This is a genomic window from Virgibacillus alimentarius, assembly GCF_000709085.1.
Lineage (GTDB): Bacteria > Bacillota > Bacilli > Bacillales > Amphibacillaceae > Virgibacillus_B > Virgibacillus_B alimentarius.
The window spans coordinates 17,132-33,548 of the sequence record NZ_JFBD01000060.1 but is presented as its reverse complement, the minus strand read 5'-3'; the positions used below and the strand labels follow the sequence as shown (position 1 = coordinate 33,548).

At 38.9% G+C, this 16,417-nt stretch carries 17 protein-coding genes; all 17 read left to right on the top strand.

Going from position 1 to position 16,417, the window contains the following annotated elements; genetic code table 11:
• The coding region (locus tag GZ63_RS18400) for a hypothetical protein (protein WP_226374382.1) at positions 1-186 on the top strand (186 nt) is incomplete at its 5' end.
• The gene (locus tag GZ63_RS18710) at positions 186-2,429 is read left to right on the top strand and encodes a S8 family serine peptidase (RefSeq protein WP_051681462.1); all 2,244 of its coding nucleotides are present in this window, start codon (positions 186-188) and stop codon (positions 2,427-2,429) included. The genes GZ63_RS18400 and GZ63_RS18710, both read left to right, overlap by 1 nt.
• Positions 2,430-2,924: 495 nt before the next feature.
• Positions 2,925-3,293 (top strand): ATP synthase subunit I, encoded by a 369-nt coding sequence (locus GZ63_RS0110425; protein ID WP_029269305.1) that lies wholly within the window; start codon positions 2,925-2,927, stop codon positions 3,291-3,293.
• Between the two features lie 22 nt (positions 3,294-3,315).
• On the top strand, positions 3,316-4,038 hold the full coding sequence (gene atpB / locus GZ63_RS0110420) for a F0F1 ATP synthase subunit A (protein WP_029269303.1): 723 nt from the start codon (positions 3,316-3,318) through the stop codon (positions 4,036-4,038).
• Positions 4,039-4,124: 86 nt separating this feature from the next.
• The gene (gene atpE, locus GZ63_RS0110415; RefSeq protein WP_029269301.1) at positions 4,125-4,331 is read left to right on the top strand and encodes a F0F1 ATP synthase subunit C; all 207 of its coding nucleotides are present in this window, start codon (positions 4,125-4,127) and stop codon (positions 4,329-4,331) included.
• Positions 4,332-4,453: 122 nt separating this feature from the next.
• On the top strand, positions 4,454-4,999 hold the full coding sequence (atpF, locus tag GZ63_RS0110410; RefSeq protein ID WP_051681461.1) for a F0F1 ATP synthase subunit B: 546 nt from the start codon (positions 4,454-4,456) through the stop codon (positions 4,997-4,999).
• The gene (locus GZ63_RS0110405; protein WP_029269297.1) at positions 4,996-5,541 is read left to right on the top strand and encodes a F0F1 ATP synthase subunit delta; all 546 of its coding nucleotides are present in this window, start codon (positions 4,996-4,998) and stop codon (positions 5,539-5,541) included. The genes atpF and GZ63_RS0110405 overlap by 4 nt, the downstream gene beginning before the upstream one ends.
• 18 nt (positions 5,542-5,559) lie before the next feature.
• The gene (atpA, locus tag GZ63_RS0110400; RefSeq protein WP_029269295.1) at positions 5,560-7,071 is read left to right on the top strand and encodes a F0F1 ATP synthase subunit alpha; all 1,512 of its coding nucleotides are present in this window, start codon (positions 5,560-5,562) and stop codon (positions 7,069-7,071) included.
• Between the two features lie 156 nt (positions 7,072-7,227).
• Entirely contained in the window at positions 7,228-8,088 is an 861-nt protein-coding gene (gene atpG, locus GZ63_RS0110395; RefSeq protein ID WP_029269293.1) for an ATP synthase F1 subunit gamma, read from the top strand.
• A 41-nt stretch (positions 8,089-8,129) separates the two neighbouring features.
• The gene (gene atpD / locus GZ63_RS0110390; protein WP_029269291.1) at positions 8,130-9,542 is read left to right on the top strand and encodes a F0F1 ATP synthase subunit beta; all 1,413 of its coding nucleotides are present in this window, start codon (positions 8,130-8,132) and stop codon (positions 9,540-9,542) included.
• 64 nt (positions 9,543-9,606) lie between these two features.
• Entirely contained in the window at positions 9,607-10,002 is a 396-nt protein-coding gene (locus tag GZ63_RS0110385) for a F0F1 ATP synthase subunit epsilon (RefSeq protein ID WP_029269289.1), read from the top strand.
• Between the two features lie 284 nt (positions 10,003-10,286).
• Positions 10,287-10,517, top strand: a complete 231-nt coding sequence (locus GZ63_RS0110380) for a DUF1146 family protein (protein WP_029269287.1) — start codon at positions 10,287-10,289, stop codon at positions 10,515-10,517.
• 106 nt (positions 10,518-10,623) lie between these two features.
• Positions 10,624-11,340, top strand: coding sequence for a YwmB family TATA-box binding protein (locus GZ63_RS0110375; protein WP_029269285.1), 717 nt, complete (start codon positions 10,624-10,626; stop codon positions 11,338-11,340).
• A 35-nt stretch (positions 11,341-11,375) separates the two neighbouring features.
• Complete coding sequence (gene murA / locus GZ63_RS0110370) at positions 11,376-12,713, top strand: UDP-N-acetylglucosamine 1-carboxyvinyltransferase (protein ID WP_029269283.1); 1,338 nt, start codon at positions 11,376-11,378, stop codon at positions 12,711-12,713.
• A 150-nt stretch (positions 12,714-12,863) separates the two neighbouring features.
• Positions 12,864-13,781, top strand: coding sequence for a S66 peptidase family protein (locus GZ63_RS0110365; protein WP_029269281.1), 918 nt, complete (start codon positions 12,864-12,866; stop codon positions 13,779-13,781).
• Between the two features lie 115 nt (positions 13,782-13,896).
• On the top strand, positions 13,897-15,114 hold the full coding sequence (gene spoIID, locus GZ63_RS0110360; protein WP_029269278.1) for a stage II sporulation protein D: 1,218 nt from the start codon (positions 13,897-13,899) through the stop codon (positions 15,112-15,114).
• A gap of 171 nt (positions 15,115-15,285) precedes the next feature.
• Entirely contained in the window at positions 15,286-16,299 is a 1,014-nt protein-coding gene (locus GZ63_RS0110355) for a M23 family metallopeptidase (protein WP_084179198.1), read from the top strand.
• Positions 16,300-16,417 lie beyond the last annotated feature (118 nt).

Sequence of the window (16,417 nt, the reverse complement as noted above, 5' to 3'; positions counted from 1 at the left end):
AGATCAATGGATAGAAGATATATCGACCGGACCGGAGGAGATATCAACCGGATAGAAGATATATCGACCGGACCGGTGGAGAGGCGTGAGTCATTTGGTGTGAGCAAAAACATTCGAATTTTATCATTTCCGTGCATGTTTTTCCTGTTTTTTCAAAGGATAAAAAGAAAAAGGAGTCTTACCTGATGCGGTACCTTATCTTTCTTTTAGCTTCCATTTTTGTGTTCACTTCCTGGCCAGCATATGCATATTCATTTGATAACGATCTGCCCCCGATTGATGTTGAAATAAAGGAGGATCCTCATAAGAAACATGATCAGGATAAAGAGGATGAGAAAGTATCGATTATTGTTGAAGTGAAAGGGGATCCAAAAAAACACAAAGAATATCTTGAAATTCACCATCCTTTTGTAGAAGTAGTAGCTACATATCACAAATTATTTCATGGGCTCGCATTAAAAGCGAAGCCTGAACGATTGGAAAAAATGAAATCACTGGAATTTATTAAAGCGATCCATCCAGTTCGCACGTATGAGGCAGTTGCCCAGTCTCCAGTGAAAAAGGATAAAAATCCAAATGCAGTTATACCATCGCAGATAAATACAACAAACTACACCGGGAAAGGGGTTAAAGTCGGAGTTGTTGATACGGGAATTGATTATGAGCATCCAGACTTGAAATCAAATTATTCAGGTGGATATGATCTGGTTGATCTTGATAAGGATCCGATGGAGACTGAGGAAGATGAGGGAATGCCTACGTTGCATGGAACACATGTGGCAGGTATTATCGCTGCTGATGGGGATTTACAAGGAGTTGCACCTGACGCTGAAATTTATGCGTACCGTGCCCTCGGTCCGGGAGGGAGAGGAACTTCTGTACAGGTTATTGCTGCATTGGAACAAGCAGTGGAAGATGGGATGGATGTCGTCAATCTTTCCTTGGGAAATAGTGTGAATGGACCGGATTACCCAACAAGCATCGCTGTTAACCGTGCAGTCGAACATGGCACCTCTGTTGTCACTGCGAATGGGAATGATGGTCCCAAGAAATGGACAGTGGGCTCACCAGCGACTGCCACAAAGGCACTTGCAGTCGGAGCATCAACAAGACCACAGCGTATTCCTTTTTTATATGAACCGAAGGAAGAGAAAGCAATCCCGCTCGTTACGATGATGGGGGCTAAAGATTGGACATTTGAAAAATCACTTCCAATAGTAGACGCTGAAGATCCAAAAGCAAACGTAGCAGGGAAAATTGCAATAATTGAAAGAGGGAAAATTCCTTTTCAGGAGTTGGCAATAGAAATGCAAGAGCAAGGAGCGGAAGCGTTATTAATTGTGAACAATGAAAAAGGAATGTTTCAAGGGGTCATTGAAAACAAAGAAGACATCGAGATCCCCGTTGCATCGATTTCAAAAGAAGATGGAAATTGGCTTAGAAAACAAATGAATGGTAAATCCTTGCACATCGATACAGCCTATCAAGAAACAAAAACAGATATCGCTCTATTTAGCTCGCGAGGTCCGGTCACGATCAACTGGGATATTAAACCAGATATTGTGGCTCCAGGGGCAAATATTTTGAGTACGGTACCCGACGGATATCAGGAATTACAAGGAACAAGTATGGCAGCACCTCATGTTGCTGGAGCGCTAGCATTGATGAAAGAAGCACGTCCAAATTGGTCACATGCGCAGATTGTTGGCGCCTTGAAAACAACAGCTGTACCTATTCAAAATGAAAAGAAACATAATTATGATCCAATTGTTCAAGGGACAGGGGATATACAAGTAGAGCGAGCGATAGCTACAAAAACGATCATTCATGATCCGTTAATATCTTTTGGCAAAATAAAGCCATACAAAGAGACAAACAGCATGAAACTGACAATTGAAAATACGACCAACAAGAAACAAACCTTTACCTTTGATATTCCAAAAAAACAAAAAGGATTAACATGGAACCTACCGCAAACATTCACGTTAGATAAAAAGGAAAAAAAGGAAATCCCGATTGAATTAAGTGTCACCTCCCCTGAATTAAAAAAAGGAGTACAACAGGGCTGGATCACCCTTCACCAAAAGGATGAGACGTATCAACTGCCTTATTTATTTGTAAATGAAACGGCAGATTACCCGAAGGCAATGGGCTTTGAATTGTCGCTTAAAACCTTTTCAGATGACACCTATATTTACCGGCTTTACCTTACAGAGGATGCTAAAAATATAGAAGTTAATTTATATAATCCCGACACATTGATGCATGAACGGACCTTGTTGGAAGAGGAAGATTTATCTAAAGGGATGAATGAAGGGAAGCTTAAGAAAACCAAAGCGAGTAAACCTGGGCGCTATCTCGCGTTAATCACCGTACAGTTAGAGGACGGGGCCTATGAATCGCAAGCGGTAGAGTTATTTATCGAATAAAGGCCGAACTCCGTTTACGATTCCTGGGTGATTCAGCGAACAATCAGTGGGAGGAAAGAAACCTGCTGATTGTTCGCTCCTCCTTTACGAAAGTCAGGGAAAATTTACATATAAAGTTCACAAAAATGTCACCCATTCGTCTTATTCTTTTTTGTATAATATGGGAGATGATGATTTGAAAAGGGAAGAAATAATTCATCGTCTTTTCGACATAAAATTCCATACAATGATTGTGTTACTAAATTCTTCTTTCCCGCACGAACCATTGACATTAAGATATGGTTATTGTAAACTGTTTGAGGGCAGGATGATAAGGGTTTCATTATAATGCAATTTTTGTGCTTTTTCTCAAAAAGATGACATAGTGGGATTTTTTGCAACATACATAGTGACATACTCGAATCGCTGTAATGAGATACCTTTTATAATGAAAGACCTATATGAAACTGCTTCATTCAAACAGCATTCGAAAGCTCACTGGAAAAGAGTAATATCATGGGACAATATGAGATGATGATGGCCCGTCAGCGGAAGTGGATGTTTTATCTGCTTGCAGTGTTAGTAATGGGAGCAGGATTTACACCATATGTACGCATTTTTTTAGGGCTATTACTGGGAAGTGTCATAAGTTTTTACAACTTATATCTCTTACAAAAGAAAATAAATGATTTCGCAGAAGCTGTCGCAAAGAAAGCATCTGCAAAAGGTCTAGGGACCATTTCACGATTTGCAGCAGCAGCAGTAGCGATTATCATTGCCCTTCGTTTTGAGGAATATTTCAGCATCATTGCTGTGATCATTGGTTTAATGACTTCCTATCTTGTCATTATGATAGATTTTTTTGTGTTTAGGAATAAACAATAATGCATGAAAAGGGGTGAATAATGTGGATCATGGAGCACCGATCGTTGAGGATGTACTTGGAATATCCTGGCTTGATTTTAATTTATCAAACGTCCTCATGATTATTGTCACATCATTAATTGTCTTCATTTTATGTGTGTTGGGCGCACGGAATTTGCAAATGAAACCAAAAGGTGCCCAGAATTTTATGGAGTGGATCCTTGATTTTATAAAAGGGATCATTAATGACACCATGGATTGGAAAACCGGAAAGATCTTTCTGCCATTAGCATTAACACTTTTTACATATATTCTCGTGGGAAATATGCTTGGTGTTATTACAAATGGTGTTGTGGGCGGAGATGTATGGTGGAAATCACCTACAGCAGACCCTGGAATCACACTTACGCTTGCAGTAATGGTTATTGTGCTGTCACACTTCTATGGAATTAAACTTCGTGGCGGAAAAGAATATGTAAAAGATTATTTCAGGCCATTACCTTTTCTATTTCCAATTAAAATTGTCGAAGAATTTGCAAACACGTTAACATTAGGTTTGCGTCTATTTGGTAACTTATACGCTGGTGAGGTATTACTATCCTTATTGGTAGGTTTAACAACTTCTGGAGTACTCAGCTTTATAGGCGGAGCGATTCCGTTCTTAGCTTGGCAAGGATTTAGTGTATTCATCGGGGGAATCCAGGCATTTATCTTTACAATGCTGTCAATGGTTTATATTTCTCACAAAGCAAGTGACGAACATTAGAATGATTAATTAACCCGTTTTAATAAAAACTATTAAAGCAGGAAATTATTTTAAAAATTATAACTATATTGAGGAGGATTTATATTATGGGAGCTTTAGCAGCTGCAATTGCAGTAGGATTAGGTGCATTAGGTGCTGGTGTTGGTAACGGATTAATCGTAAGTCGTACAGTTGAGGGGATTGCTCGTCAGCCAGAATTAAGAGGTCAACTACAAACTACGATGTTTATTGGTGTTGGTTTGGTTGAGGCAATGCCGATTATCGCGGTAGTTATCGCATTAATTGTTATGTAACTGAATAAAAAGCAGAATGGCGAAGGCTATCTTCAAGTAGAAACTTCGCCCTTGTTTATGCCCTAGGTTAATTTGTAACAAATGAGTTAAAAATTAATAGAGAAATAGGATTCATTTTTTGGATGGAAGGAGTGAACGATGTGCAAACATTCACCGGATTTTCAACAGTTTATGCATCAATCGGTGGCCTTTATGTAGGAGACATGCTCGTACAGCTATTCTTTTTCCTTGTACTACTCCTTTTAGTGCGTAAATTCGCATGGGGCCCTGTGATGAATATGATGAAGAAACGTGAAGACTATGTGGTAAGTGAGATCGAAGCAGCAGAAAAAAGCCGCAAGGAAGCTGAAGTTGCTTCAAAAGAAGCCCAGGAGCGTTTGAAACAAACGAAACAAGAAGCTCAAAAGATAATTGAAGATGCTAAAAGTTCTGGTGTTAGACAGGAAGAAGAAATTATCATTGCTGCTCGTCAGGAAGCAGATCGAATTAAAGAAGCAGCACAGGCCGATATTCAAAATGAAAAAGAAAAAGCGTTACAAGCATTACAAGATAAAGTTGCCTCACTATCTGTTCTTATTGCCAGCAAAGTGATTGAAAAAGAAATTAGTGCACAAGATCAGGAAAACTTGATCAATGAATACATTAAAGAGGTAGGAGAAGAGCGATGAGTGATGCAGTAGTTGCTAAACGTTATGCAGAAGCTCTTTTTCAACTAGGTAAAGAAAAGGCAAATTTAGATCAATTAGTTGAGGAACTACAAGTAGTTCGTGAAGTATTTCAAACAAACCAGAAGCTATATACATTCTTGGAACATCCACGTATTAGCATCGTAACAAAGAAGCAATTCCTTGATGAAGCATTTAAAGGGTTGGGACAAGATGTCGTCAATACAATTAAATTATTGGTAGAACGTCATCGATCTGTACTCACACCTTCCATTATTTCTCATTTTATGCAAATGGTGAATGATGCAAAAGGAATAAATGAAGCGGTTGTTTACTCTGTCAAGGCATTATCCGATGCCGAGAAAGAACAACTTGAAAAAAGCTTAGCAAAACGTTTGAATACAAAGTCTGTAAAGCTTGAAAATAAAGTAGACCCTTCAGTGGTCGGCGGACTTAAAATACGTATTGGTAATACAATACTTGATGGTACTATCAATGGAAAACTACGACGCATAAAGCGTGATATTATAACAGCAAACAGATGATGATAGGGGTGAAATGGTATGAGCATCAAAGCTGAAGAAATCAGTTCACTGATTAAACAGCAAATAGAAAATTTCGATTCAGATATTGAAGTCAGCGATGTCGGAACAGTTATTGAAATTGGTGACGGGATTGCACGTGCTCATGGTCTTGATAATGTCATGGCTGGTGAGCTTGTTGAATTTGCGAACGGTGTTATGGGCTTAGCACAGAACCTTGAAGAAAGCAACGTAGGTATCGTTATACTAGGACCTTACACGGAGATAAAAGAAGGCGATGAAGTTCGTCGTACAGGCCGTATTATGCAAGTACCAGTAGGAGAGGAATTACTTGGACGCGTTGTTAACCCGCTAGGTCAACCAATTGACGGGAAAGGACCAGTTAATACAACGAAAACTCGTCCAATTGAATCAGATGCTCCAGGAGTAATGGATCGTAAATCAGTTGATGAGCCATTACAAACAGGTATTAAAGCGATCGACGCACTTGTTCCAATTGGGCGTGGACAGCGTGAACTTATTATCGGAGACCGTCAAACAGGTAAAACAACGGTTGCGGTTGATACCATTATTAACCAAAAAGATCAAGATATGATTTGTATCTATGTAGCAATTGGACAGAAAGATTCTACTGTAAGAAGTACAGTTGAAACGTTCCGACGTTATGGTGCACTAGATAATACAATTGTAGTATCTGCAGGTGCATCTGAACCAGCTCCACTGCTATACCTAGCACCATATGCTGGTGTATCGATGGGTGAAGAATTTATGTACAATGGCAAGCATGTGCTTGTTGTATATGATGACTTATCCAAGCAGGCAGTAGCTTATCGTGAACTTTCTCTGTTATTACGCCGCCCGCCTGGTCGTGAGGCATTTCCAGGTGATGTTTTCTACCTGCACTCACGTCTATTAGAGCGCGCAGCGAAGTTAAATGATGATTTAGGAGGCGGGTCTCTGACCGCACTTCCGTTTGTTGAAACACAAGCAGGAGATATTTCAGCTTATATTCCAACAAACGTTATATCCATCACGGATGGACAAATCTTCTTGCAATCAGATCTATTTTTCTCAGGTGTACGTCCTGCGATCAACGCTGGATTATCCGTATCACGTGTTGGTGGTTCGGCACAAATTAAAGCGATGAAGAAAGTGGCAGGTACATTGCGTCTGGACCTAGCATCATTCCGTGAGTTGGAAGCATTTGCTCAGTTTGGGTCTGATTTGGATAAATCAACACAGGCAAAACTGAACCGTGGTGAGCGTACAGTTGAGGTACTAAAACAAGGCTTGCATAAACCATTAGTAGTAGAGAAGCAAGTAATGATCATCTATGCGCTTACGAAAGGTCATTTAGACGATATCCCTGTTGAGGATATTACACGATTTGAAGAGGAATTCCATGTATGGCTAGATGAAAATCGTAAAGATCTGCTCGCTTCTATCCGCGATACTGGACAACTTCCAGAAGCAGAATTAATGGACGGCGCAGTAACTGAATTTAAAAAGGTATTCTTACCTTCTGAAAAATAAGTAGCACAACGATTATTAGGAGAGATGTATGCACACATAGACAAAAAGAAGGCGACTTCATTTTGTCTGTGTACTTCTCATCATGACACGATATACTTGAATGTGAAAAAAGATTAGGAAACAGGCAACCTTTTATAAGAAAGGGTGGTGAAAAGCTTGGCATCACTTAGAGATATTAAAGGTCGTATTGAATCGACTGAGAAAACAAAGAAAATCACAAAAGCAATGGAAATGGTTTCTGCTTCCAAAATGGGAAGAGCGGAACAAAATGCAAAAGGCTTTGTTCCATACAGTGAAAAATTAAAGGAAGTAGTATCGAGTATTGCGCAAAGTAATACAGATGTTTCTCATCCGATGTTACAAAAACGAGATGTGAAAAAGACCGGATACTTTGTCATTACTTCTGACCGTGGACTAGCTGGTGCATATAATGGAAATGTTTTAAGACATTTTCATCAGACCATTCAGAAACGACATCAATCTGCAGATGAATATACCGTTATTGTTGTTGGAAGGGTCGGCTATGAATTTTGTAAGAAGCGAAATCTGCCGATCGCAAAAAGCATATTAGGCGTGGCTGATCAACCAGATTTTGCTGATATTAAAGAACTGGCTTCAGAAACAGTACAGATGTACAGTGATGAAGAAATAGATGAGCTTTATATCTTTTATAATCATTATGTTAGTGCCATTTCTCAAAAAGTGACAACAACACAGTTATTGCCAATAACAAACATACAGAGCGGGTCAGGAGTAGCTACGCAGTATGAATATGAACCAAACCAAGAACAGATTTTAGAGGTTCTTTTACCACAATATGCTGAAAGCCTTATTTACGGCGCATTGCTTGATGGGAAAGCGAGTGAACACGCAGCAAGGATGACAGCAATGAAGAGTGCATCTGATAATGCAGAAGAACTTATTGATGACTTATCATTGTCTTATAACCGTGCGCGCCAAGCAGCTATCACGCAAGAAATCACAGAAATTATTGGTGGAGTAGCTGCACTTGAATAGCTCCTCCCAAGCAGTTCGAAAGTTAGTTAGGAGGGAAATCAATGAATAAAGGACATATAACCCAAGTCATGGGGCCCGTCGTTGACGTGAAATTTGATGACGATAAGCTTCCTGATATATATAATGCTTTAACTGTCCAAGTTCCTACCAATGAGGAATCCGGGGAAACAGTTAAACTTACATTAGAAGTAGCATTGCACCTTGGGGATCACTCCGTGCGTACTATTGCTATGTCCTCAACAGACGGTGTTAAAAGAGGAATGGAAGTAATTGATACGGAAGGTGCAATTTCAGTACCAGTTGGTGAAATAACTTTAGGTCGTGTATTTAACGTGCTAGGTGACAAAATTGACCTTGACGGAGATCTTCCTGCTGATACACGTAAGGACCCAATCCACCGTGAATCACCAGTATTCGAAGACCTTACAACAGATACAGAAATTTTGGAAACAGGTATTAAAGTTGTTGATTTATTAGCACCTTATATTAAAGGTGGTAAAATTGGTTTATTTGGAGGTGCCGGTGTTGGTAAAACGGTATTAATCCAAGAGCTTATTAATAACATCGCTCAAGAGCACGGCGGTATCTCCGTATTTGCCGGTGTAGGTGAGCGTACACGTGAAGGTAATGACCTTTACTATGAAATGAAAGATTCAGGCGTTATTACAAAAACTGCTATGGTATTTGGACAAATGAACGAGCCTCCTGGTGCACGTATGCGTGTTGCACTTACAGGGCTTACAATGGCTGAATATTTCCGTGATGAACAAGGACAAGACGTGCTGTTCTTTATCGATAACATTTTCCGCTTTACACAGGCAGGTTCTGAGGTTTCGGCACTACTAGGACGAATGCCTTCAGCGGTTGGTTACCAGCCAACACTATCAACAGAAATGGGACAATTGCAAGAACGTATTACGTCCACAAATAAAGGTTCTGTAACGTCCATTCAGGCAATTTATGTTCCTGCGGATGACTACACAGACCCTGCACCAGCAACAACCTTTGCTCACTTGGATGCAACAACAAACCTTGATCGTGGGTTATCTGAACAAGGTATCTATCCAGCGGTGGACCCATTAGCATCCACTTCACGAGCACTTGACCCAGAAGTTGTAGGTGAAGAGCATTATGAAGTTGCTCAAGGTGTGCAACGTACACTACAAAAATATAGAGAACTACAAGATATTATTGCAATCTTAGGGATGGACGAGTTGAGTGATGAGGATAAATTAGTTGTATCCCGTGCACGTCGTATTCAATTCTTCTTATCACAAAACTTCCACGTTGCAGAGCAGTTCACGGGACAAAAAGGTTCGTATGTACCTGTAAGTGAAACTGTAAAAGGATTTAAGGAAATCTTAGACGGAAAACATGATGATCTTCCAGAAGATGCATTCCGCCTTGTAGGACGCATTGAAGAAGTAGTTGAAAAAGCGAAAGGCATGGAATAAATGAAGCATAGGGCATGGCAAAGATGCTATGGCTCACTTCATACCAATCAAAGGAGGGGTTACATTGAAAACACTAACTGTGAGTGTTGTTACTCCTGATGGTCCAGTTTTAGAAGATGACTTTGATATGGTTAGCTGTAAATCAGAAAATGGAGAACTTGGTGTTTTACCAGGTCATATTCCATTAGTTGCACCATTATCAATCAGTGCAGTACGATTAAAACGAGAAAATGACGTGACGCTTTTAGCTGTAAATGGTGGTTTCTTAGAAGTACAACCAGAAAAGATTACCATTCTTGCTCAATCTGCAGAGAAACCATCAGATATCGATGTTGAACGTGCGAAAAAGGCAGAAGAACGAGCAAAACAACGTCTACAGTCTAAACAAGACAACGTTGACTTCCACAGGGCAGAATTAGCACTCAAAAGAGCACTAAATCGTATAAATGTTACGCAATAAAATGAAATAAAAAATCTCTTATAACTTTTTGTTATAAGAGATTTTTTATTCTATTTTTAGATAAGAAAGCTGAAAAATCCTCATTCTTTTGTGATCAGATTGCGTCGATATTTCCCGGGAAATGTTCCTAATATGAAATATTTTCCCGAATGAACGGGTTTGTTGATCTGTTGAGAAAGCAAATCTTAGAAAGCCCTTTATTGACATTCACTTGTTTAAATGGCAAAGTAACTATAGTAAAGAATGTACATCAATGCATTCAGTATATGAAAAAGGTGGTTTACATGTTTTCAATCGGACAGTTAGCTATAACAAGTATGATATCCCATTTAATATTTATTTATTTAACATGGCGTGTCGTACAAACGATCAATGTTGATCCGTTAATTCGCAAAGGACATGTTACAGAGGCAAGGGTTCTGCTGATTTTTATCACGATTACAATTGGGACAGGGGTAAGTCGATTCTTTCTTGATATTCTACAATGGTCTCAAGACCTTCTTTATCTATTTTAATCCAACTTACCAAACCTTGTATTCTATGAAAATATCATCATTGTTGAGTATGTTAAGAGCCCCTTAAGTTCATACTAGATTTAAGTATGATTTAGGGGGAATTTTCATGCGAAAAATTGTATTTATTCTTATTCTATTTTTATTTATACCAACCGTATCTGCTGCCAATAATGACCTGTCCAAAGATGAATTTGAGACTTTAGCTTCATTGATCATGCATCATGATCTATCAATTAAGGAGTGGCAGGTAACGAAAAAAGAGAAGGTAACCCAGGAATCTTTAATCCAGCTTATGGAAGGTATGAAGGATCAATATAGGGTCCGTACCGAAGAAAATGATAAAGCGATCAAATATATAATAGAAGACACACATAAAACAGTTGGATTATCCGTAATATATATTGGTATTCTTCCAAAGGAACATCGTTTTGATGCTGAGTTTACTGCTATTATTAAAGGAGAGAAGTGGAACAAATCCATTGAAGATAACTATCAAAAAAAGCGTGATTTTATCCGTAGACATTTTTTTACCAATTCCGTCAAAACATTTACTTGTCTGACGACTGAAGAAGATGCTATAATAGGTAATGATCGTACATTAACGAATATAGTAGAACAACTTGGTCTTACATATGTTTCGACACAAAACGATAAAATGAATCAATCCGTGAATAAAAAATTTATATACGGGTATACATCATTATGGTCAGAAAAAATTACTGTAATGGACATACCTGTGAATGTACAAATAGCAATAAAATATAAGCAAAATGGAGATTCTAATATCACTATTGGCACACCTATCCTAATAAATGAATATTAATATAGTGAGATTAGACTTGAAGGAGATTTAAAAACATGGAAAAAATCATCGTAAGAGGCGGGCAACAACTCAAAGGCACCGTTAGGGTTGAGGGTGCTAAGAATGCAGTGCTTCCTGTCATTGCTGCAAGTATCTTAGCTAGTGAAGGCAAAAGTGTTATTAAAGATGTTCCTGTTTTGGCAGATGTTTATACGATTAATGAAGTCTTACGTAATATAAATGCAAATGTTCATTTTGAAAATAATACAGTGACCGTTGATGCTTCTAAAGATTTAAAGACAGAAGCACCATTTGAGTACGTACGAAAAATGCGTGCATCTGTATTGGTCTTAGGCCCTTTACTTGCACGTTATGGTCATGCCAATGTTGCAATGCCCGGTGGATGTGCAATTGGTTCTCGTCCAATTGATCTGCATTTAAAAGGCTTTGAAGCGATGGGGGCAGAAGTGCATGTTGGAAATGGCTTTGTTGAAGTGAAAACGCAAGGTCGTCTGCAGGGAGCAAAAATTTACTTGGATATGCCAAGTGTTGGCGCTACTGAAAATATTATGATGGCTGCTGCTCTAGCAGAAGGAAAAACAATTCTTGAAAACTGTGCAAAGGAACCTGAAATTGTCGATTTAGCTAATTATTTAAATAAAATGGGTGCACGTATTGTTGGAGCAGGTACAGAAACGATCCGTATTGAAGGGGTCGAAAAGTTAACTGGTGTTGAACATGCGATTATTCCTGACCGAGTTGAAGCAGGCACATTTATGGTTGCAGCTGCGATTACTGGTGGAAATGTTTTGATAGAAAATGCAGAAAGTGAGCATTTACGCTCTGTTATTTCCAAACTGCAAGAAATGGACGTTAACGTGCAAGAGGAAAATGACGGAATACGAGTCATTGGACCTGAAAAATTAGCATCCACAGATATTAAGACGTTGCCTCATCCAGGATTTCCGACAGATATGCAATCACAAATGATGTCTTTAATGTTATGCGCACATGGAACAAGTGTGATTACGGAAACAGTATTTGAGAACCGTTTTATGCATGTTGAGGAATTTCGCCGGATGAATGCAAAATTAAAGATAGAAGGCCGCAGTGTTATTATTGAAGGACCTTGTGAACTGCAAGGTGCAGAAGTAGCTGCCACAGACCTTCGAGCTGCAGCAGCATTAATTTTGGCAGGACTGCGTGCAGAAGGGACAACACGTGTGACACAATTAAAACATCTGGATCGCGGATATGTTGATTTTGCCGGAAAACTAGCATCATTGGGTGCAGATGTTGAGCGTGTTGACGAAAATGGAGAGGTAGTAAAACCAGTTGAAAAACTGAAAAATAAGCACTACAACGTTCACAAAGTGATCGCAGAGTTATCTTAAAAACGTCATAGACCGAAATAGAAAGAAACAGATGAAATAGGCATTCATCTGTTTTTTCTTTTGTCTAAAATAGGCAGTACATATCTGCAGACATAGATACATAACTATGGATAGAAGGTAATCTTTGCCTTTTGTAAAGGAGAATGATGCATGATTCGACCGGAACGTTTATGTAAAGGAGATACGATAGGTGTCATTGCCCCGGCAAGTTCTGCTAGCTTGGAGATGGTGTATAAGGCTGTTCCTTTTTTTGAAAAAATGGGCCTCCGTGTAGAATTAGGCCAACACATAGACTGTGGCTATGGTTACTTAGGTGGAACGGATAAGGAAAGGCTTGATGACTTTCATCAAATGATCGTTAACCCATGGATTAAAGCAATTTTTTTTGCCCGTGGCGGATATGGGACAGGGCGAATTGTCGAGCAAGTGAACTATGATTTAATAAAAGATAATCCTAAAATTATTTGGGGTTATAGTGATATTACCTATTTACATACAGCCATTCAAAAAAAGACTGATCTTGTAACATTTCATGGCCCAATGCTAGCATCAGATATTGCAAAAAATGGATTTGATAAGTTTTCAGCTTGTATGTTTAGCCAGTTATTTGAACCAACAAAGCTCCAGTACCCTAATGCAATTGGAAAACTGCAAACGATCGTCGCTGGGGAAGCTTCCGGAAAATTGACGGGAGGTAACCTAACATTACTTGTCAGTACCTTAGGAACCCCTTATGAAATAGATACAGAGAGCAAGTTGCTTATCCTAGAGGATATTAATGAAGAGCCTTACCGTGTAGATGCAATGCTTAACCAATTGAAACTAGCAGGGAAGCTGGATGAGGCAGCGGGCATTCTAATCGGTGATTTTGCAAAAGCCGAACCAAAACAAGAGCCTTCCCTCTCATTAAAACAAGTATTTCAGGATTATCTCGGAAACCTTCCTTGTCCAGTGGTCAATGGCTTTAAAATCGGTCATTGTTTTCCGCACTTTTCAGTACCGTTAGGCGCAGATGCAACAATTCAAACAGCGAGCAAATCACTCTGTATTCGTGCGGGAGTGAAATAAGTTCGTTTTTAATATAAAACGTCAGAAATTATTATATTTAGTTCTATTGTTTTTCCTCCCTGTATATATTTAATAGTAGGAATGCTAGAGAAATTAGATTGCAAGGAGGACTGCCATGAAAAATCGCAAATACACCTACAAGACTGCTATGCCTAAAGCATGGAGAAAAAAGAAGCGCAAGAAACGACATGCCATCGATGCGTTAAGGCATAAGAAAAACACAACCAAACAATTTAATCGACCTATTCCCAGTTTATACTGGAAGCAGAAAAAATGGAAACAGTTTAAAAAACCAATATCAGCATGGAAACTTCTTAGCATTCTGGCTTTATCAAGTTTAATGATGATTATTTTGGTTATCCCAAGTTTAGTTGTCGTTCCTTTTGGTGATGATCATACAAATGAGTCATCAGCGAAACCAGCTAATGAAGCGAATAAGAAACAACCTGAGGCAGAGTCGGACTCGGCAGCGGAAATTGCAAAAGACTCTGCATTTACAGTTGCTGTCAAACGAGCAGATACAGAAAAAGTGGAAGATGTTTCGCTGGAAGATTATGTTGCAGGTGTTGTAGCGTCCGAAATGCCAGCTGAATTTGAACTGGAAGCTCTCAAAGCACAATCGCTTGCGGCAAGAACATTTATAGTGAATCACCTCCTGCATCAGGGGACTCCGGATGCGGAAGTAACAGATACAGTGCAACATCAGGTGTATAAAAGTGAGGCAGATTTACAAAAACAATGGGGAAAAGACTATAATCAAAAAATGGATAAAGTAAAGAAAGCTGTAGCAGCTACAAAAGGTGAAATATTAACATATGACAATTCCCCTATTACTCCGGCATTTTTCTCCACAAGTAATGGATATACAGAGAATTCGGAGGATTACTGGGATAATGAACTTCCCTACCTCAGAAGTGTAAAAAGCGGTTGGGATAAGAACTCACCGAAATTTCTAGAACAACAAATATTTCCCATCAATGAGGTAGAAGAAGCATTGAATATACAGCTGCCAAAGAACACAAAAGTACCTACAGAGTTAAATCGAACGGAGAGTAATCGGGTTGAAGAACTAAAACTTGCAGATCAAACGTTTTCGGGAAGAGATGTACGGGAGAAACTAAATTTAAGATCGAGTGATTTTTCCATAGAGCAAAAAAATAACCATCTTATTTTTACAACGAAAGGATTTGGCCATGGTGTTGGGATGAGTCAGTACGGGGCAAACGGAATGGCAAAAGAAGGGAAGAAGTATGATGATATCGTGAAATACTATTATCAGGATATTGAGATCAATAAGATTACAGAAACAGCTCCAACGCTTGTAGCAAAATAAAAAATTCGGATCATCTAATAAGATCAAGGTTATCTTGTTAGATGATTTTTTTAGGTCAATTTCTTACTTTCCCCTACTTTTTCAATAAAACACATAAAATCCGGAAATTTTTATTTTTCGATGTATAGTTTTTCCTTTTTCTGATCAGAATGGTTGTTGAGGTGATGATCTATGAAAGAGGAAAACAACAGTGCTTCAAAAAATAAATGGAGCCGTATATTTCGTAAGAAGTGGTTTTTCCCGGCAGTATATTTGACGATTGCTGCGCTCTTATTGTCGGTTGTGGTCTGGTACCAAAATACGAATAATCAAGACCCAGATGCACAAAATGATTCCGAAATGGCGGATGATTTCGAATCAAGTGAATTTGACGAAGACGCAGAAGCAGTTTTAGATCAACAAGAAGTGATAGGAATGCCGGTAGAAAACCAGGATCAAGCAGAAATCGTAACTAAATTTTATGACTACAACGCAGAGCAAAAAGAGCAAGAAGATGGATTGGTCCTCTACAACAACCGCTACTATCAAAGTACAGGTATTGACATTGCAGCAGCAGATGATGAGACTTTTGATGTAGTCGCTTCATTAAGCGGAACGGTAACAGAGGTAAAAGAGGATCCACTGCTTGGGAATGTAGTTGTTTTGGATCACGGTGACGATGTAGTAACTTATTATGCAAGTCTTGGTGAAGTAGATGTAAAGGCAGATTCGGAAGTAGAGCAAGGAGATAAGCTTGGTACAGCTGGGAAGAACTTGTTCGGAAAAGACAATGGAACACATGTTCATTTCGAATTAAGAAAAAATGATATTGAAGTAAACCCAGAAGAGTACTTTAATCAGCCTGTTAGCAAATTAGACGGAATCAAAGCAGAAGAAGTTAAAGAAGATGCAAAAGAAGAGGAAGATGAGTCAGCAACGGAGAAAGAAGATGCAGAAGCAACGGAAGAAGACGCTAATGCAGTCGAAGAAGATACGGATTCAACAGAAGAACAAGATGGCGAGGATTCCGAAGATATTGAAGTAGATCCTGAACAAGATGAACTTGATAACGAAGGAAATGAAGAGCAAGACGAAGAAGTTGTTGATGAACAAAAAAATGAAAAACAGGAAGACGAACAAGACGTCGAGGATAAGGAACAAACAGATGAAACCACTGATTCATCCGCTTCATCTGCAAGTGCCTAATCGTGACAGTGGCCCTAGTAAAACTACTAGGGCTATACTATTTGCTACGACTGAATTAATATTCATTTTTACCATCTATTGCAAAAGATGTCGAACGATATTTCTAAATTTTACGTTG